The following is a 19244-nucleotide window of genomic DNA, read 5'->3' as shown; positions in this document are numbered from 1 at the left end:
CACACTTGCCGCATGGCCAAGAAGTCCCCCGAAAACGCCTCCCCGGTCGCCCAGTTCGAGCAGTCGCTCGAATCGCTGGAACAGTTGGTGGAGCAGATGGAAACCGGCGAGCTGAGCCTGGAAGCGTCGCTCAGTGCTTACGAACGCGGTGTAGGTCTGTACCGTCAGTGCCAGCAGGCGCTGGAGCAGGCCGAATTGCGCGTGCGCCTGCTCAGCGATCCGGCCCAGCCGGAAACGGCCGAGCCTTTCGATCCGCCCAACCATGACGGCTGAAGCCCTGTTCGCGCGCTGGCGCGACCGTATCGAAAGCCAGCTCGATGCCGCCCTGCCCTCGCCCGCCGAAGCACCGCAGCGCCTGCACCAGGCCATGCGCTATTCGGTGCTGGGCGGTGGCAAACGCATGCGCCCGCTGCTGGTGTATGCCAGTGGCCACCTGTTCGGCGCGCAGCCGGAACAGCTGGACGCGGCGGCGATGGCTGTCGAGCTGATCCACGCCTATTCGCTGGTGCATGACGACCTGCCGGCGATGGACGACGACGCCCTGCGCCGCGGCAAGCCGACCACCCACATCGCCTTCGACGAAGCCACCGCGATCCTGGCCGGCGACGCCCTGCAGACGCGTGCCTTCGGCCTGCTGGCCGATGCGCCGCTGCCGGCCACGCTGCGCGTGGCCTGCCTGCAGACCCTCGCTCACGCGTCCGGCGCCTCCGGCATGTGCGGTGGCCAGGCGCTGGACATCGATGCCACCGGCCAGCAGCAGACCCTGGCGGCACTGACCCGCATGCATGCGCTGAAGACCGGCGCGCTGATCCGTGCAGCGGTGCGCATGGGGGCGCTGTGCGGCCAGGCCCACGAGCCGCAGCTGGCCCAGCTCGACAGTTTCGCCGATGCACTCGGCCTGGCCTTCCAGGTCCGCGATGACATCCTCGATGTCGAAGCCAGTTCCGAACAGCTGGGCAAGACCGCCGGCAAGGACCAGGCGCAGGACAAGAGCACCTTCCCCGCGCTGCTCGGCATGGACGGCGCGAAGGCGCAGCTGCGCGAACTGGCCGCACGCATGCAGGCCACGTTGGCCGGCCATGGCGAAGAGGCCGATGCGCTGCGCGCGCTGGCAACGCTGGCGGTGGAACGCGATCACTGATCGCCGCCGGTGACGCTGCCCTCAAACAGGAACGCCCGGCAATGCCGGGCGTTCCTGCTTGCGCATGCGGCCGGTATTACTTGATCAGGCGCAGGGTGAACGGGTAGCGATAGGCTTCGCCGTTGTTGGCTTTGACTGCGGCAATGATGCAGAACACCAGGTTGATGATGCCCACGATCGGCGCCAGGATGCCGCCGATGATCACCACCATCAGGATGATGCTGATGACCATGGCGATGGTCACGGTGATCTGGAAGTTCAGCGCTTCCTTGGCCTGGTCGGTCACGAAGGCCTTGCTGGCGTCATCCTTGTTGATCAGCCAGATGATCAGGGCGCCGATGAACCAGGTGAAGATGCCCAGCAGGTGCGCAGCCAGCGCCATGGTGCGCTGGTCGGCCGGGGCATCGGTGGTTGCCGGCGGCGGCGGGACGTTATCGAATTCGCTCACGACAAAACTCCTTTTCATTGGGTGGTCTTGACCCACCAGCACCAAGCTGGTTGCGTCAGGCGCGCATAGCTTACGTCATCAATGCCATCAATCATTACCGGCGACGGTCATCCGCCCCAGCAGGATCGAACCGGTCCGGATGTGCGAGCGCGGGTCGACGTCGCTGCCGACCGCCTCGATGCTGCTGAACATCTCGCGCAGGTTGCCGGCGATGGTGACGCCGTCCACCGGGTACTGGATCTCGCCGTTCTCGACACGGAAGCCGCCCGCGCCTCGTGAGTAATCGCCGGTCACCCCGTTCACGCCCTGCCCCATCAGCTCGGTCACCAGCAGGCCGTCACCCATCTGCCGGGCGATCTCTTCCAGCGGGCCGGCATTGGCCGCCAGCTGCAGGTTGTGCACGCCGCCAGCATTGGCGGTGGTCTGCAGGCCCAGCTTGCGCGCCGAATAGCTGCCCAGCACGTAGCGCTGCAGTACGCCGTCTCGGACCAGCGCCGAACTACGGGTGGCCACGCCGTCGCCGTCGAAGGCGGCCGAGCGCAGGCCACGGCGCAGGTGCGGCAGCTCGTCGATCTGCATCCACTCCGGGAACAGGCGTTGGCCGACGCTGTCCAGCAGGAAGCTGGCCTGGCGGTACAAGGCGCCGCCGGACACCGCCGACAGCAGGTGGCCGACCAGGCTGCGCGCCACTTCCGGGGCGAACAGCACCGGCATGCTGCCAGTAGCCAGTGAACGCGGCTGCAGGCGGGCCACGGTGCGCTCGGCGGCACGACGGCCGATCAGGCCCACGTCTTCCAGGTCCTCCCGGGCAAGCGCGCTGGTGTACCAGCCATCGCGCTGCATGCCATCGCCCTGCCCGGCGATCAGCGCGCAGCCGACCGAATGGTGGGTGCCGCGCTCACGACCAAAGAAACCATGCGAATTGGCATACACCGACAGGCTCTGCATGCTCGACACCGATGCGCCGTCGGAATTGCGGATCTGCGCGTCGGCCTCGCGACCGGCCGCCTCGCAGGCCAGGGCCAGGTCCACCGCCTCATCGGCCTGCAGCGCCCACGGGTGCCAACCGTCCAGCTCCGGGAAGTCGGTGGCCATCAGTGCGGCCTCGGCCAGGCCGGCAGCCGGGTCATCCTCGGTATGCCGGGCAATCGCGCAGGCCTGCTCGACCGTAGCGGCCAGGCTGGCCTCGTTCAGGTCACCGGTGCTGGCACTGCCCTTGCGCTGGCCGAAATAGACGGTCACGGCGATGCCGCGGTCACGCGTGGACTGCACGGTCTCGACCTCGCCGAGGCGGACATTGACCTCCAGTCCGCGGTCCTCGCTGCAACTGACCTCGGCCTGGCTGGCGCCCAGCGCGCGGGCGCGGTCGAGCAGCTGCTGGGAGAGGTCGGCCAGCCGTTCCAGCCGGGCCGGGCTGTCGTCGCCGACGGCCACTTCAGGGGCGATCACGTTCAATGCTTTATCCTGTACAGGTTGGGCCCGGCATCACGCCGGGCGACTTTTTTTGAGATCAGGTAGGGACGATGCGCGGACGCGACGAAGAAACCGGTGAATTCCACGACAAGAGCCGCAGCCAGAACCGGCGCGACGCGCTCGACGTCCTGGCCCTGGGCGAGAAGCTGGTGTCGTTGACCCCGGCCCAGCTGGCGCGCCTGCCGATCCCGGAAGACCTGCTGCCGCATATCGCCGAGTGCAAGCGCATCACCGCCCACATCGCCCACAAGCGCCAGCTGGCGTTCCTGGCCAAGCACATGCGCCGCGAGGACGAGGCAACGCTGGACGCGATCCGCGATGCGCTGGACGCCAACAGCGAGACTGGCCGCCGCGAAGTGGCGATGATGCACCGCGTGGAAGACTGGCGCGACCGCCTGTTGGCCGACGGTGACAAGGCGCTGGCCGCCCTGCTTGACGACTACCCGCAGGCCGACCGCCAGCAGCTGCGCACCCTGGTACGCAACGCGCAGGCCGAAAAGGCGAAGAACAAGCCGCCGCGCGCCTACCGCGAGATCTTCCAGGTGCTGCGTACGCTGATGCTGCCAGCGGCGCTGGGCTTGAAGACGGCGGGCGACGAACACGCCGGCGATCCGGTCGACGAGGCCGACGAGGACTGAGTCCGCGCCGGCCCGGGCGGTGGCCGCGGCCATCGCCACGCTCAGGCCTGCGTACCGCCGACGGTGATGCCCTCGATCAACAGCGAGGGCTGGCCGACACCCACGGGCACACTCTGCCCGTCCTTGCCGCAGATGCCCACGCCCTCGTCCAGGGCCAGATCGTTGCCGACCATGCGCACCTTCTGCATGGTCTCCGGGCCGTTGCCGATCAGGGTCGCGCCCTTCACCGGGGTGGTGATGCGGCCATCCTCGATCAGGTAGGCCTCGGTGGCCGAGAACACGTACTTGCCGCTGGTGATGTCGACCTGGCCACCGCCGAAGTTGACCGCGTACAGGCCCTTCTTCACCGAACGGATCATCTCCTGCGGGTCGTGCTCGCCGGCGCGCATGTAGGTGTTGGTCATGCGTGGCATGGTCAGGTGCGCGAACGATTCGCGGCGCCCGTTGCCGGTCGGGGCCATGCCCATCAGCCGCGCGTTGAGGCTGTCCTGCATGTAGCCGACCAGGATGCCGTCCTCGATCAGCGGGGTGCACTGGCTCGGGTGGCCTTCGTCGTCGATGTTCAACGAACCGCGGCGACCGTCGAGGGTGCCGTCGTCGACGATGGTCACCCCCGGTGCGGCGACGCGCTCGCCGATGCGGCCGGCGTAGACGCTGGTGCCCTTGCGGTTGAAGTCGCCTTCCAGGCCGTGGCCGACCGCTTCGTGCAGCAACACGCCCGGCCAACCCGGGCCGAGCACCACCGGCATCATGCCGGCCGGCGCCGGCACCGCGTCCAGGTTCACCAGCGCCTGGCGCAGCGCTTCCTGGGCCAGGGCTTCGGGGCGGCCGCTGGCGAACAGCGCTTCGTAGCCATAACGGCCACCACCACCGGCGTAGCCGGACTCGCGACGGCCGTTGTGTTCGACGATGACCTGCACGTTCAGGCGTACCAGCGGGCGCACGTCGGCCGCCAGCACGCCGTCGCTGCGGGCGATCAGCACCGTATCGACGCCGCCGGACAGGCTCACCATCACCTGCTTCACGCGCGGGTCGGCGGCACGCAGGTAGCCATCCAGGCGCTTGAGCACCTCGACCTTGGCCTCGTTGCCGATGCCGTCGATCGGGTCCAGCGCCGGGTACAGCGCGCGCGCATTGCCGCGCAGCAGCGAACGTCCGGTCTGCGCACCGCCCTCGCGCGAGATCGCGCGCGCCGACTGCGCCGCCGCCAGCAGCGCATCGGCATGGATGTCATCGGAGTAGGCGAAGCCGGTCTTCTCGCCGGAAATCGCCCGCACGCCCACGCCCTGCTCGATGGAATGGGCGCCGTCCTTGACGATGCCGTCTTCCACGCTCCAGCTCTCGCGGCGGGCGTGCTGGAAATATAGGTCGCCGAAGTCGACACCAGGGCCGAGCAGCTGCCCGAAGGTGCGCTCCAGGCCGGCGGTATCCAGGCCGCCGGGGCGCAGCAGGCGGTCTTGGGCAAGCGTCAGGGCGATATCAGTCATGGTTTCGATCTGGGGGTGCGGGGGCGCTCAGGCAAGCCCCGTGAACGGGAAGCCGTGCTCAGCGCGAGCGCGGCAGGTCAGTGACGGTCGGCGGAATGGCCGGTGCAGGTGCCGGCACGGGCGGTGATGGGGTCTTGTCGCGGCTGCGCTCGATCACTTCCACCTTCGGCTCCTTCCATGGACCGGTCACCTTGTAGGTACGGGCGCCAATCTCGCCCAGCGGCTTGGACAATACCGCATTGGTGGCCGCGCCCAGCGCCGCCCCCACCGGGCCGCCGGCCACCGCACCGACCACGGTCAGCAGGTTGCCCGCGCGCGGGTTGACGTCGATGGTCTGGTCGAACTGCTGGTTGCGCAGGTCGGCCTGGCCACGGATGGTGATGTTGGCCGCCGGGCCTTCGATCAGCACCTTGTCGGTGCGCGCCATGCCCTGACCGAACTGCATGCTGCCCTCGATCTGGTTGAACGCGAAGCCCTTGGAGAAGAAGTCGCGGAAATCGAACATCAGCCGCCGCGGCAGCTGCGCGACGCTGAGCAGGCCCAGCACGCGGCCGGCGCCCGGCTCCAGCTCCAGCAGCTGGCCATTGCGCGCATGCAGGTCGAGGCTGCCCTGCAGGTTGCCCAGCTGGAAGTCCGACGGCCCCCCGCTCCAGGCCGCCTGCAGCTGCGCCTGGCCGGAACCGCCGCGCAGCTGGCCGCCGTAATCAAGGTTCTGCATCAGCCCGCCCAGGTCCTCGCTGCGCACCTGCGCGGTCAGTTCGGTACGGGCGCCGCCCGTACGGCCGAGCCAGCGGCCGGTGATGTCGATTTCCTGGTCCGGCGCGCGGAAGCGCAACGCGTCCACGTTCAGGCCGTTGGCCAGCGGGCGCGTGCGCAGCACCGCCTGGCCCAGCACCACCTTGCCGAACTTCAGGTCGGCGATGTCCAGCGCGAACGGCGGCAGCTTGGCCGGGTCCATGTCATTGGCACCGGCCTGTACCCGCGCCGGCGCGGCGGCCGCATCCGGTGCCGCCGGCAGTGACTGCCAGTGCACGCGGTCAAACTGGCCGCTGATGGTGCCGCCGTCGGCGTTGGGTACGGTCAGGCGGCCGGCCAGCGACGGCCCGTCCAGGCGCACGTCCAGTGCCTGCGGGCCCGGGTGCAGCTGCAGCCGGGTCTGCTCGAACACTCCGCCGATCAGCTTGAGCTGGCCGACCTGCACGTCGACCGCGCGCAGCGGCATCGCGTCGTCGTCACTTCCACCGCGCGCCAGGCTGATCCACTCCAGCGCATCCAGGGTCGGGCTGCGGCCATTGACCGTCAGTCCGCTCGCCGGCGGCTCGCGGTCGACATGGTCGCTGCCCAGCGTGACCTGCACACCGGTCTGGTTGTTGTGGCTGCGCGCGGCCAGGGCCAGGCGCTGGCCGAACGCTACGTCGATGCGGCCGGCGCCCATCGGCAGCTGCGCGGCCACCGTGGTCGCCAGCGGCTCGGCGGCCGGCTTGTCCAGCGGCGCCGGCAGGTCGAGCCGGGTGCCGACCAGGTCCGAACCCAGTCGCAGCTCGCTCGGCGGCGCAGGTGCGCCGGGCGCCACCTTGGGCAGGTTGACGCCGATGGTCCAGGCCGAATTGCCGTTGATGTAAGGCTTGAGCCAGGCCATCTCGGGAGCACGGTCGATCAGCACGCTGGCATCGAGGCGGGCGGTCAGCTGCGACTCGAAGGCGCGCGTGCTGTCATGCACGTAACCGCCGGCACGCAGGCTCAGCCGTCCTTCCTGGCCGAGGTGGCGCACCGCCAGGTCCTCGGCGCCGAAACCGCCATTGCTGTAGCGCGCCTGCCCGTGCATGTTGTCAAAGGTCAGCTGGAAGCGCTTGTCGACCAGCTTCACGCCGGCCAGATCGACCGTGCCCTGCAGGTGGCCCTCGCCTTCATCCTGATGCAGCGGCTGCAGCAGATCGAAGGTCACATGGGCCGGACCACTGGCGACCAGATTGTCCAGCGTATCGCCGTAATCCTTGTGCAACGGGCTCTGGCGCAGCATCGCCAGCAGCTTGCCGGCCTCGCTCGGCGCGTCGGCACGTACGTACAACGGCTGGTGCCCGAAGTCCGGAATGCCCGCTTCGAATTTCTGTACCGCCACGCCGGCAAGATCACCCCGTCCACGCATGTCGAAGCCAGGGCCGATGAAGGCGATGTCGGCGTCGACCTGGCTCATCAGCGGCCAGTCGTGCTGGAAGCGGATGTCGCCATTGGTGATGTGGCCGGTGGCCTCGAAGCGGCCATCATTGTTGTCGAACGGCCAGTCGTCCAGGTCACCGGTGACCAGGCCGACGCCATTGCGCACCTGGCCGCCAGCCAGCGCCATGTCCAGCCAGTCGGTGGCGCCCTTGCTCATCTTGGAGTGGATCCAGAAGCGCTTGGCCGCCGTCATCGGCACGTCGTCCAGCTTCGCGGCCAGCTGCAGCCACGGCCGCGTGCCGTCGCCCTGGAACCAGACCCCGCCGCGCACGTCGGCCGCGTAGTCGGTGCCCTCCACACGCATCGCCGGCGTCCCGATCCGCCAACCACCGCCCTCGTCGCGCCAGCCCACGATCTGTCCGGCCAGGTGCAGGTCATGGCGCACGCCGAAGCCGGTCGGCCAATCGAACTGCAGCTGCCGTTGCGGTTGCAGCTGCAGGCTGAAGCCGTCGGCGTCGCCTTCAAAGCGCCCGCCCAGGCCGCGCAGGCCGGGCGAGTTGCCCACGCTGGCGAAACCCAGCGACTGCAGTTCACCCTGCGCCCACAGGGGGCCATCGCGTTCGCCCGACAGCTGCAACGCGCGCACGTCCAGCTGCGGCCTGGACAGGAACAGCCAGCGACGCAGGCCCGGCTCAAGGCGATCACTCAGGGCCAGCGCACGCAGTGCGATGCCGGCCTGCACTTCACCGGAACGGACCTGCAGCTGTTTGCCGACCTGCAGCTGCAGGCCATCGAGGCGCTGCTCGCCGTCTTCATTCTTCAGCCGCAGCTGCGGTACCTGCAGCGCCCAGCCCTCGGCCTGGCGCTGCCAGCGCAGGCGGGCCTGCAGTCGCTGCAGCTGCAGCTGCGGCGCCGCCATGCCGGGTATCGGTGCGCCATCGATACGCACGTCGCGCAGGTCCGAATCCGTGGTCAGCGCCACCGGCGCGAAATCGCGCAGGGTCAACCACAGGTTCAACTCGCCCTTGCCCTCGCGCAGGCGCACGCCGCCAGCCGCCAGCAAGGGCGCCCAGGCGTGGAAATCGACCGGGTCGGCGCCCAGCCAGGCCTCGCCGTTGCCGCGCGCACGGTCCACGTCCAGCACCGCGGTCAGCGGCAGCGCTTCGGGCTGCGCCCAGGCGCGTACGCCCACGCGCAGGCGATCGCCATTGACCCGCATGCGCAGGTCGATGCGCGGCAGCGTGGTGTCGATGCCCAACGTCGGCGCGTGCACGCCCAGGCGCCCCCCGATCACCTGCAGCTCGCCCAGCCGGCGCAGCGCATCCAGCGGATCGCCGCCGTTGTCCGATTGCGGCAGCCCGCGCACCGTCCAGCGTCCGTCCTCGCCCTGCTGCAGATCCAGCGCCAGGCCACGCAGGCGCAGCTCGGTCAGCGAGCGCCCGGGCAGCAGCCCGCTGTACATCGATACCAGCACCTCGGCCTCGCCGATCGCCAGGCCCTGCCCGGCGCCGATGCGCAGGCCTTTCAGCTGCAGCAGCGGGCCACGACGGGTCCAGGCGGTCTGCAGCTGGTCGAAACGCACCGGCTGGCCGGCACGCTCGCTCAGCCAGGCGGCGATCCTGTCAGGATGACGCTCGGCCAGCGGCAGCAGCTGGCTGAGCGTGCCCACCAGCAGTGCAAGCCCGACCAGGCCCACCGCACAGGCGGCAATGAAATGACGGCGGATCCTTCGCAGTCGCAGGCGCGGCGGCGCGCTCATCGGCCACCGCCGGCCTGCAGCCGGCGAGGATCAGAGCAGAACGACATCGAATTGCTCCTGCAGGTACTGCTCGTCCGCCTGGAAGCGGATGCTCTTGCCGAGGAACTCTTCCAGCTCGGCCACCGCCGAGGATTCCTCATCGGTAATGCGCGCGACCACCTTGGTCGAGGCGATCACCAGCAGGCGCGCAGCATCGAACTGGCGCACGGCACGGGTGATCTCGCGGAAGATCTCATAGGTCACCGTCTCGGTGGTCTTGATGCTGCCGCGGCCGCTGCACTGCGGGCAGGTCTCCGACAGCTGGCGCTCCAGGCTTTCCACCGTACGCTTGCGGGTCATCTCCACCAGCCCCAGCGGCGAGAAATCATAGACCGTGGTCTTGGCATGGTCGCGGGCCAGCGCCTTTTCCAGCGTGCGCAGCACCTGGCGACGATGCTCCGCATCATCCATGTCGATGAAGTCGATGATGATGATGCCGCCCAGGTTGCGCAGCCGCAGCTGCCGCGCCACCGCCTGCGCCGCTTCCAGGTTGGTGCGGAACACCGTTTCTTCCAGGTTGCGCTGGCCGAGGAACGAGCCGGTGTTGACGTCGATGGTGGTCATCGCCTCGGTCTGGTCGATCACCAGGTAGCCACCGGATTTCAGCGGCACCTGCTTGTCCAGCGCGCGGCCGATCTCGTCCTCCACGCCGAACATGTCGAAGATCGGGCGGTCACCGGAGTACAGCTCCAGCTTCTCGGCCAGCACCGGCATGTACTTGGCGACGAAGGCCTGCAGTTGGCCGAAGGTCTCCTTCGAGTCCACCTTCACCTTGTCCACGTCCTTGCGGATCAGGTCGCGCACCGACCGCAGCGGCAGGCTCAGGTCTTCATAGATGATGCTGCACGACGGCGCTTCGCGGCCGCGGCGCTCGACCACGTTCCACACGCGCGACAGGTAGGCGATGTCCTCGGCGATGGCCTCGGCCGGCTGCCCTTCGGCGTTGGTGCGCACGATGTAGCCGTAGCCGCCGTGCTGCGCCGACAACTCGGTCACCAGCGCCTTCAGGCGGGCGCGCTCGGTTTCATCCTCGATGCGCGCGGACACCCCCACCACCTTGGACTGCGGCAGCAGCACCATGTAGCGCGAGGGAATGCTGATCTGCGTGGTCAGGCGTGCACCCTTGGTGCCGATCGGGTCCTTCACCACCTGCACCACGATGTCCTGGCCGTCACGCAGCAGCTCGACGATCGGCACGCTGGCCGGCGGCGGCAGCGTCGTGTTCTCGGTGTCGGCACTGGCCACCGGGGCCGGGCGCACCACGTCGTTGGCGTGCAGGAACGCGGCGCGCTCCAGGCCGACCTCGACGAACGCGGCCTGCATGCCGGGCATGACCCGCTGCACCTTGCCCTTGTAGATGTTGCCGACCACACCCCGGCGCCAGCCGCGCTCGATGTGCAGTTCCTGCAGCATGCCGTTCTCGATCACCGCGACCCGGGTTTCGCGGGGGGTCACATTGACCAGGATTTCCTCAGACATCGGCAGCCTCCCTGGCGGCATCGGCAGTGGGGGCCGGCACGCCACAGCGCGCCAGCAGACGATCGGTATGCAGCAATGGCAGCCCCATGACGCCGGAGTAGCTGCCGGAAAGATGTTCGATCCAGCGCTCGGCCCCGCCCTGGATGGCGTAGGCCCCGGCCTTGTCCAACGGCTCGCCGGTGGCAACATAGGCGGCGATGTCGGCGGCGGCGATCGGGGCGAAGGTCACTTCGGAAATGACCAGTTCGCTGTCCAGCCCGTCGGCGCCGACCACCACCACCGCAGTCATCACCTGGTGGGTGCGCCCGGCCAGGCGCGCCAGCATCGCGCGCGCGCCGGCGGCGTCGGCCGGCTTGCCGAACACTTCACCGTCCAGCACCACCTCGGTGTCCGAGCCGAGCACCCGCGCCTGCGGGTCTTCGGCCAGCACCCGGGCCAGCCCGGCGCGCGCCTTGTCGGCGGCGACCCGGCACACATACTGTTCGGCACTCTCGGTCGCGGCGCGCTGCTCGACGACCTCCAGGTCCAGGGCCTGGAAGGGGCGTCCGAGTCGGGCCAGCAACTGGTTGCGTCGGGGGGAGCGGGAAGCAAGATAGAGCATCGGCACAGCATAACCTGAGCCCGTCACCTGAATCGTCGGCAACCCGTTACGGAACGCGTACAACCCCTTACAGGCTCACAGCGCGTTCATCGCTACGACACCACCCTCACCGCACAACAAGGAGATCCCATGCGCCTGACCGCCACCCCGCTGCTGCTCGCCCTGTCCCTCGCCCTTGGAACCTCGATGACTGCCCATGCTGCTCCGTCGTCGCCGTCGATCGCCGCCGCGGCCGAAGGCACCCTGCTGAACATTTCGGCCAACGCCGAGGCCACCCGCGTGCCGGACGTCGCCACCCTGTCGGCCGGCGTGGTCACCCAGGCCGCCGACGGCAACAGCGCCATGCGCCAGAACGCCCAGCAGATGGACAAGGTGCTGGCCGCGATCAAGGCCGCCGGCATCGCCGAGCGCGACGTGCAGACCAGCGGCGTCAGCCTCAACCCGCAGTACCGCTATGCCGACAACGAGGCGCCGAAGATCACCGGCTACCAGGCCAGCAACACGGTCAGCCTGAAGGTCCGTGACATCGCCAAGCTCGGCAAGGTGCTCGATGCGCTGGCCGCTCAGGGCGCCAACCAGATCAACGGCCCCAGCTTCGAGATCGACCAGCCGGAACCGGTCTATGACGAAGCCCGCCTGGCCGCGCTGAAGAAGGCCCAGGCCCGCGCCCAGACCTATGCCAAGTCGCTGGGCCTGCAGGTGCGCCGCATCGTCAGCATCTCCGAGAACAGCAGCGGCGGTTTCCGCCCGATGCAGATGATGCGCACCATGGCGGCCGGTGCGGCGATGGACAAGGCCACCCCGGTCGCACCGGGCGAATCGACCGTCTCGGTCAACCTGGACGTGGTGTTCGAACTGGGCCGCTGATCGCGTCCGCCGCGGTCGACGACACAGGCGGGTCCCGCAGGGGGCCCGCCTTTTTCGTGCCCTCCGCCGACACTGGCTGAAGGCCAGCCCAACGATCATGCCCCTGCCTTTAGGCAGTAGCCGTCGTGCCGCGCTACTGATGGACTGCCAGCCGCGTGCGGCAACCCCGCCACGGGCCCTGGTGCGTTGAGGACTTCGTCACTGGCATGGAGGTGGATCATGGTTCGTACGTACCCCGTTGCATCCCTGCATTTCGACCCCGCCCGGGTGGCCGCCTGGAGCGCGGCGATCGCCCTGCACCTGCTGGCCTTCCTGTTGCTGCTCATCCCTGCGACCTACCAGGCCGTGCAGGTCCCGCGTGAAAAGACGCCGGTCCGGCTGATCGAGAAGATCCCGCCACCGCCAACGCCGCCGGTTCCGGTCACGCCCAAGGAGATCGTCCAGGTGGTGCCGAAACCGCGAACGCAGCCGGTGGTGCCGCCACTGCCCGCGCCCACCGCGACCGTGGAGGAGACCCAGGGCATCGCGTTGCCGGCCGCCGAACCGGCTCCGCCGCAGCTGGCGCCCAGCATCGACACGTCCACCCCTCTGGCCGGCGCCCAGCTGCAGTACCGCAGCGCCCCGCCGCCGACCTACCCCATCCAGTCCCTGCGCAACCACGAACAGGGAACAGTGCTGTTGCGGGTGGAAGTGGACAGCCATGGCCAACCGGTCGCGGTCAGCGTCGAGCGCAGCAGCGGCTCGCGCAACCTGGACCAGGCCGCCCGCCAGCAGGTGCTCCGGCACTGGCGCTTCGAGCCTGCCCAGCGTGACGGCGTGGCAGTTCCGGCCATCGGCCTGGTACCGGTGCAGTTCTCGCTGCCCGACTGAGCCCCACCACCGGCCCGGCCTCGCGCCGGGCCGGTCCCTGCCGCTGCCCGGGAAATGCGGACAGGCCGGGACCAAGCGTTACCGATTAAGCAAAATTTCACGACTTCGTCACCTGCAGGAAACCTAGATTGGCGCGTCCCGGTATCGATCCGGCGACAGCCCTCAACGCTACGGTTTTCCAGTTAGGAGAGAAGCTGTGAAACACCCGATCCAACGGCCCGCCAGCCGCCGCCGCAGCACCCTGGCATCGTCCATCACCCACATCCTCACCGGCGGCGCCCTGCTGCTGGCCGGCGCCGTCGCTTCCTCCTCCGCCTTCGCGCAGGAAAAGGCCACCAACCTCGACCGCATCACGGTCACCGGCTCCAACATCCCGCGCACCAACACCGAGACACCGTCGCCGGTGCAGGTGGTGACCCGCCAGGAAATCGACCGCACCGGCAAGACCTCGCTGGCCGAGTACCTGCAGACCATCACCGCCGATGGCGCCGGCTCGATTCCCAAGACCTTCGGCAACGGTTTCGCCGGCGGTGGCGCCGGCATCTCGCTGCGCGGCCTGGGCGCCGGCTCGACGCTGGTACTGTTGAACGGCCGCCGCATGGCCACCTATGGCCTGGCCGATGACGGACAGAAGGTCTTCACCGACCTCAGCACCATTCCGCTCGATGCCGTCGAGCGCGTGGAAGTCCTGAAGGACGGCGCTTCGGCGATCTACGGTTCCGATGCCATCGCCGGCGTGGTCAACATCATCCTGCGCAGCGACTTCCAGGGCGCCATCCTGCGTGGCTCCTACGGCCTGTCCGGTGACAGCGATGGCGACGCCCGGAAGGCAACCCTGACCGCCGGTACCGGCGACCTGGCCACCGATGGCTGGAACGCCTTCTTCAGCCTGGACGTTGGCAAGACCGACGCGATCAAGATCAGCGACCGCAAGAACCGCAAGTGGATCGGTACCGGTGACACCCGCCCGTGGGGCTATGACAAGACCGCCCAGTTCCTCGGCGGTGCCTACACCCGTGGTGGCACCTCCGGCGGTTCCGGCCCGAACGGCTCCTACCTCGACGCCACCGGCCATCTGGTGCCGCTGCCGGGTTGCGCCGGCCTGACCACCATCGGTGGGCAGACCCCGGCCAGCATCGCCGCCGATGGCTGCCTGTGGGATCCGGCGCAGCAGTACCGCGACCTGATTCCGGAAGAGAAGTACGTCAACGTGTTCGGTCGCGCCAGCTTCGCCTTCGGTGAAGGCGGCGAGATCTACACCGAGATCGGCTACTCGAAGAAGGAAACCATCTTCAGCAACACCCCGTCCGGCGTGTCGGGCGGCTGGGGCTATCCGGGCGGCCCGGTCAATGCCAACAGTGGCCCCGGTGCCACCGTGCTGGGCCCGAACCATCCCGACAACCCGACCCCGGGCACGGCGCGCCGCGTGCGTTACTCGGCCTGGGATGTCGGCCCGCGCGTGACCGACAACACCAATGAGTTCAACCGCTTCCTGGTCGGCATCAAGGGCAACTGGGGCGACTGGAGCTACGACACCGCCTACCTGCACTCGGGCACCGACCTGACCAACAAGCGCACCGGCTTCCTGCGCTACAGCGCCGTCCAGTGTGCACTGGGCAATGCCAACTGCGCCGGTGGCGTGTGGCGTATCGGTGATGATGCCGGCAAGAACTCGCAGGCGCTGTACGACTACATCTCGCCCACGATCAGCGCCCGCGCCAAGTCCAGCCTGGACATGTTCGACTTCACCGTCTCGCGCAGCCTGATGGACCTGAAGGGTGGTCCGCTGGGCCTGGCGATCGGTACCGAGTGGCGCAAGACCAGCAACAGCCTGACCCCGCAGACCTACACCGACCAGGGCGACATCATCGGCCTGGGCTACTCGGCCTATGACGGCACCCAGAACGTCTACGCCGGCTACGTCGAACTGTCGGCACCGGTGCTGGAACAGCTGGAACTGTCCGGCGCCCTGCGTTACGACAAGTACGAAAGCGGCGAAGGCAAGGCTACGCCGAAGCTGGGCGTGAAGTGGACCCCGGCCGACTGGATCGCCCTGCGCGCCAGCTACGCCGAAGGTTTCCGCGCGCCGAACCCGGCCGAGAACGGTGACGGTGGCCTGGCCGCCTTCTCCACTGCGGTCGACCCGGTGCGTTGCCAGATCAGCGGCGGCGCTGCCAGCGAATGTGGCGCCAATTCGGTGGCGATCATCACCAAGCCGAACAAGCTGCTGAAGCCGGAAGAGTCCAAGAGCTACTCGGTCGGCATCGTGCTGCAGCCGACTTCGACCACCTCGATGACCGTCGATGCCTGGCAGATCAAGCGTACCAACGAGATCGTGCAGGGCAGCACGGCGGCGGCGATCCTGGCCGGCAACGTGCTGCGCGACAGCAACAATCTCAATGGCGTGGCCAACAGCGGCACCATCCTGGCGGTCAACACCGGCTACGTGAATGCCAGCTCGTCGCGCGTGCGCGGTATCGATACCGATATCCGCCAGACCTTCGAGATCGGCCCGGGCCAGCTGGAGCTGGACCTGCAGTGGAGCCACATCCTGAAGTTCGAGCGCACCGAAGGCGGCGACACGGTTGATTACGTGGGTACCCACGGCAACTGCGACGTCACCAACTGCATCGGTACGCCGAAGGACAAGGTCAACTTCGGCACCACCTGGAAGCAGGGCCCGTGGAGCGTCAGCGGCATCGTCAACTACATCAGCAAGATGGACAACATCGACAGCCGTGGTGGCAGCTACCTGGCCTTCTACGCTGACGGTACGCCGGTGAAGAAGATCTCTTCGTTCACCACCATGGACCTGTCCGGTCGCTGGAGCATCAACGACTCGTTCGAACTCAACGCCTCGGTGGCCAACGTGTTCGACCGCATCGCCCCGCTCGATCCGACCACCTACGGCGCGGTGAACTACAACCCGATGCACTTCTCCGGTGCGCTGGGCCGTTACTACACCGTCGGCTTCAAGTACACGTTCAAGTAAGACCGGTTGCAGCGTCACCTTCGAAGGCCCGGGCCGTTGCCCGGGCCTTCGTCGTTTTCACGCGGGCCGGCTCCTGCAGGCTGGCGCTTGCCCGCTGGCTCTTGCGGACATGTTCACGAGGACATGGCTACCGTATGCTCGCGGCATTCGCGCCGCAGGGGATCTCCATGGCCGCGACATCGCAACGGCTGGGCCTGCCCGCGTTGACTGCACTGGTAGTCGGCTCGATGGTCGGCGCCGGCATCTTTTCACTGCCGCAGAACGTCGCGCGCAGCGCCGGCCCGGCCGCCGCCTTGATCGGCTGGGCGGTCAGTGGCGCCGGCATGCTGATGCTGGCCTTCGTGTTCCAGGCCCTGGCCAATCGTCGCCCCGACCTGGATACCGGCATCTACGCCTATGCGCGCGAAGGCTTCGGCAACTACATCGGCTTCTCCGCGGCGTGGGGCTACTGGGTGGCGTCGGTGCTCGGCAACGCCAGCTTCTTCGTACTGATCTTCAGTGGCCTCGGCCACTTCGTGCCGGTCTTCGGTGAAGGCAATACACCCGCCGCCGTAGCCGCTTCATCACTGCTGCTGTGGACCGTGCACCTGCTGGTGCTGCGCGGCCTGCGCACGGCCGCCATCGTCAACGGCCTGGTGACGGTGGCCAAGCTGCTGCCGATAGCGTTGTTCCTGATCCTGGCGGCGGGCGCGTTCCGCATGGACGTGTTCCGCGCCGATTTCCTCGGTACGCCCGCACTCGGCGACCTCGGCCAGCAGCTGCGCGGCATGATGCTGGTGACCGTGTGGGTGTTCATCGGCATCGAAGGGGCCAGCATCTATTCGCGGCGTGCCGCGCGCCGTGCCGACGTCGGCCGTGCCACGGTGATCGGTTTCCTCGGGGTCTGGCTGCTGCTGGTACTGGTCAGCCTGCTGTCGATGGGCGTGCTGTCGCAGGCCGAACTGGCCGGGCTGCCCAATCCGTCGATGGCCTATGTGCTGCGCGCCATCGTCGGCGAATGGGGCGCGACGGTGATCATCATCGGTTCGATCGTCTCCGTACTCGGCGCATTGCTGGCCTGGGTGCTGCTGTGCGCCGAAGTGCTGTATGCCGCCGCCGGTGACGGCACCATGCCGGCCTTCCTCGGCCGCGAGAACGCGCGTGGCGTGCCGGCCAATGCACTGTGGTTGAGCAATGGCCTGATCCAGTTGTTCCTGCTGATGGTGCTGGTCAGTTCGGGCAGCTACACCGGGCTGGTGCTGCTCGCTGCGTCGATGAGCCTGGTGCCCTACTTCCTGTCCACCGCGTTCGGCGTGCAGCTGGCCTGGCGCGGGCAGGCCTACGCCGGCGAACCAGGCGTGCGCTGGCGCGATTTCGGGGTCGCACTGCTGGCCAGCGCCTATGCGCTGTGGCTGGTGTATGCCGGCGGCCTGGACAACCTGCTGCTGTCGGTACTGCTGTACGTGCCCGGCGTGGTGTTGTTCGCTTTGACCCGGCGCCAGCGCGGCGAGCGGGTATTCACGCGCTGGGAGTGGGTACTGTTCGGCGCGATCCTGGCGGTGGCGATCGCCACGCTGGTGGCCTTCTGCAGAGGTGAGCTGGCACTGTAGAGCCGAGCCCGCGCCCGGCTTCACACAGGCGGCCGAGCATGGCTCGGCTCTACAACTGGCGATCCGCCAGCATGCCGATATCCTGCATCCAGCGCTCGGCCAGCTGCGGCCACGCCGCGACCGGTGCATCCTTCATGCGCAACCCGAATGCGTGGCCGCCGCGTGCGAACAGGTGCATTTCCACCGGCACCCCCGCGTCCGCCAGGGCACGGTAATAGGCCAGCGATTCGCGCACGTCATCGGTGCGATCGTCGGTGGCCTGCGCGATGAACGTCGGCGGCACCTTGTCATCCACGGTGATGTCCCTGACCAGCGACAATCCCTTCCCGTGCCCAGCCCACAGGTGCCCGGAATACATCACCATGGCGAAATCGGGACGGCTGGGTTGCTCATCCGCAGCATCGACCGGCGCGTAGCTGCGCAGCGCGTGCGTGCTCAGTCCAGCCACCACGTGACCACCGGCGGAAAAGCCGATCGCCCCGATTCGCTTGGGATTGATTGACCAGCGCTCGGCCTGTGCGCGCAGCAGGCCCATTGCACGCTGTGCATCCTGCAGGGCCATCGGCACTTTCGGAATGTCGCGGCAGTTGCACTCGGGGTCCCAGTTCGGGCCAGAGGCTGGCACCCGGTACTTCAGCAATGCACAGGTGATGCCCTGTGCGGTCAGCCAGTCGCAGATCTCGCTGCCTTCCAGGTCCATCGCCAGCACCCGATAGCCTCCGCCAGGCACCACCATCACTGCGGTGCCGGTGGCCGGTCCCTTCGGCGGAAACACGGTGAGGGTCGGCGCAGCGACGTTCTGCAGCATCATCCAGTGTTCGCCACTGCCTTCGGAGATCACTTCGCTGACCTGCTCGGGTCCCTTCAACTTCGGCGGCGCGATCACCGTGCCCTGCGGCCACAACGGGAGCTCGGTGGTGCCCTGTGGCGGATGCCAGGTGGAAGGCGCGGCCTTCGTTGTGGCGAACGGCACCATCGCCAGCAGCAGGAAGCTCGAGGACAGCAGCACGCGCATGATCGGCATCCATGGTTGCAGCAGCAGAGTGTAGCGACAAAAAAAAACCTGCATCTTGCGATGCAGGTTTCTCAAGGTGGCGCCCGAAGTTGGACTCGAACCAACGACCCCCTGATTAACAGTCAAGTGCTCTAACCGGCTGAGCTATTCGGGCAGACGACTAGTATAACCACTCTTCACGCGCGATGGTAGGGGTGATTGGCAATCATTGCGGCGGCCCGATACAGCTGCTCGGCCACCACCAGGCGCACCAGCATGTGCGGCAGCGTCAGCGGTCCGATCGACCACTTCTCATCGGCCAGCGCGGACACATCCGGCGAATGCCCTTCCGGGCCACCAATCAGGAACGCCAGGTCGCGGCCCTGCCCGCGCCAATGCTCCAGGCGCTGTGCCAGCTGTTCGGAACTCAGCTGTCGTCCTGGCACATCCAGTGCCACCACATAGGCGTTCTTCGGCAGCGCGGCGATGACCCGCTTGCCTTCCTCTTCAGTGGCGCGGCGCGGATCACGTCCCTTGCCGCGCAAGCCGGGCTCGATTTCCACCAGCTCGAACGGCAGCCAGTGCGACAGCCGCTTCTGGTACTCGGCGAAGCCCTGCGCGACCCAGCTGGGCGCGCGTTCACCGGTGGCGATCAGGCGGGCTTTCATCTACACGGTCCTCCAAAACGTCGACGGCGCCATCGGCGCCGT

At 68.1% G+C, this 19244-nt stretch carries 15 protein-coding genes and 1 tRNA gene; 7 read left to right on the top strand and 9 right to left on the bottom strand.

Translation table 11 applies throughout. From position 1 onward, the window contains the following. Positions 1-12: 12 nt before the first annotated feature. Positions 13-273, top strand: coding sequence for an exodeoxyribonuclease VII small subunit (locus J3A72_RS08930; RefSeq protein WP_014647931.1), 261 nt, complete (start codon positions 13-15; stop codon positions 271-273). Beyond that, a complete protein-coding gene (locus tag J3A72_RS08925) occupies positions 263-1141 on the top strand; it encodes a farnesyl diphosphate synthase (RefSeq protein ID WP_032961955.1) in 879 nt (292 codons plus the stop codon). Before J3A72_RS08930 ends, J3A72_RS08925 begins: the two co-directional genes overlap by 11 nt. 76 nt (positions 1142-1217) lie before the next feature. On the opposite strand, the gene J3A72_RS08920 is transcribed toward J3A72_RS08925, so the two are convergent. Then, positions 1218-1589 carry a DUF4870 domain-containing protein gene (locus tag J3A72_RS08920; protein WP_014647933.1) on the bottom strand — a complete coding sequence of 124 codons (372 nt, stop codon included), beginning with the start codon at positions 1587-1589 and terminating at the stop codon, positions 1218-1220. An 87-nt stretch (positions 1590-1676) separates the two neighbouring features. After that, positions 1677-3044: a metalloprotease PmbA gene (gene pmbA, locus J3A72_RS08915; protein WP_075076264.1), complete on the bottom strand. Its 1368-nt coding sequence runs from the start codon at positions 3042-3044 to the stop codon at positions 1677-1679. Positions 3045-3112: 68 nt separating this feature from the next. Here pmbA and yjgA point away from each other — a divergent pair, with 68 nt between their 5' ends. Next, positions 3113-3700, top strand: a complete 588-nt coding sequence (gene yjgA / locus J3A72_RS08910) for a ribosome biogenesis factor YjgA (protein ID WP_014647935.1) — start codon at positions 3113-3115, stop codon at positions 3698-3700. 41 nt (positions 3701-3741) lie between these two features. Here yjgA and tldD read toward each other — a convergent pair whose 3' ends face one another. From tldD to J3A72_RS08890, 4 genes are read right to left on the bottom strand one after another with little or no spacing between them, the layout of a single operon-like run. Then, positions 3742-5187, bottom strand: coding sequence for a metalloprotease TldD (gene tldD / locus J3A72_RS08905; protein WP_014647936.1), 1446 nt, complete (start codon positions 5185-5187; stop codon positions 3742-3744). Between the two features lie 58 nt (positions 5188-5245). After that, entirely contained in the window at positions 5246-9103 is a 3858-nt protein-coding gene (locus J3A72_RS08900) for a YhdP family protein (protein WP_075076263.1), read from the bottom strand. A 30-nt stretch (positions 9104-9133) separates the two neighbouring features. Then, positions 9134-10621 (bottom strand): ribonuclease G, encoded by a 1488-nt coding sequence (gene rng / locus J3A72_RS08895; protein ID WP_005418079.1) that lies wholly within the window; start codon positions 10619-10621, stop codon positions 9134-9136. Continuing rightward, entirely contained in the window at positions 10614-11222 is a 609-nt protein-coding gene (locus tag J3A72_RS08890; protein WP_032961948.1) for a Maf family nucleotide pyrophosphatase, read from the bottom strand. The genes rng and J3A72_RS08890 overlap by 8 nt, the downstream gene beginning before the upstream one ends. A gap of 129 nt (positions 11223-11351) precedes the next feature. On the opposite strand from J3A72_RS08890, the gene J3A72_RS08885 reads away from it, so the two are divergent. The 4 genes from J3A72_RS08885 (at position 11352) to J3A72_RS08870 (ending at position 17540) form a co-directional block, all read left to right on the top strand. Next, a complete protein-coding gene (locus J3A72_RS08885; RefSeq protein ID WP_049442355.1) occupies positions 11352-12089 on the top strand; it encodes an SIMPL domain-containing protein in 738 nt (245 codons plus the stop codon). Between the two features lie 219 nt (positions 12090-12308). Beyond that, positions 12309-12959 (top strand): energy transducer TonB, encoded by a 651-nt coding sequence (locus J3A72_RS08880; RefSeq protein WP_049406597.1) that lies wholly within the window; start codon positions 12309-12311, stop codon positions 12957-12959. A 196-nt stretch (positions 12960-13155) separates the two neighbouring features. Then, positions 13156-15951 (top strand): TonB-dependent receptor, encoded by a 2796-nt coding sequence (locus J3A72_RS08875; RefSeq protein ID WP_014647941.1) that lies wholly within the window; start codon positions 13156-13158, stop codon positions 15949-15951. 167 nt (positions 15952-16118) lie between these two features. Beyond that, positions 16119-17540 carry a basic amino acid/polyamine antiporter gene (locus J3A72_RS08870; protein WP_046431885.1) on the top strand — a complete coding sequence of 474 codons (1422 nt, stop codon included), beginning with the start codon at positions 16119-16121 and terminating at the stop codon, positions 17538-17540. Between the two features lie 49 nt (positions 17541-17589). Here the strand turns inward: J3A72_RS08870 and J3A72_RS08865 are convergent, their stop codons facing one another. The 3 genes from J3A72_RS08865 to rlmH all read right to left on the bottom strand — a co-directional run bounded on the left by J3A72_RS08865 (position 17590) and on the right by rlmH (position 19202). Next, a complete protein-coding gene (locus J3A72_RS08865) occupies positions 17590-18555 on the bottom strand; it encodes an alpha/beta hydrolase (protein WP_172617732.1) in 966 nt (321 codons plus the stop codon). A gap of 77 nt (positions 18556-18632) precedes the next feature. Continuing rightward, positions 18633-18709 (bottom strand) — tRNA-Asn (locus J3A72_RS08860). A gap of 22 nt (positions 18710-18731) precedes the next feature. Further along, a complete protein-coding gene (rlmH, locus tag J3A72_RS08855) occupies positions 18732-19202 on the bottom strand; it encodes a 23S rRNA (pseudouridine(1915)-N(3))-methyltransferase RlmH (protein WP_075076261.1) in 471 nt (156 codons plus the stop codon). Between the last annotated feature and the right edge of the window lie 42 nt (positions 19203-19244).

It is taken from the genome of Stenotrophomonas sp. PvP093 (genome assembly GCF_017876915.1).
GTDB classification, from domain to species: domain Bacteria; phylum Pseudomonadota; class Gammaproteobacteria; order Xanthomonadales; family Xanthomonadaceae; genus Stenotrophomonas; species Stenotrophomonas muris.
Note: the sequence above shows the minus strand (reverse complement) of the source record. Positions and strands in the feature narration are given on the sequence as shown.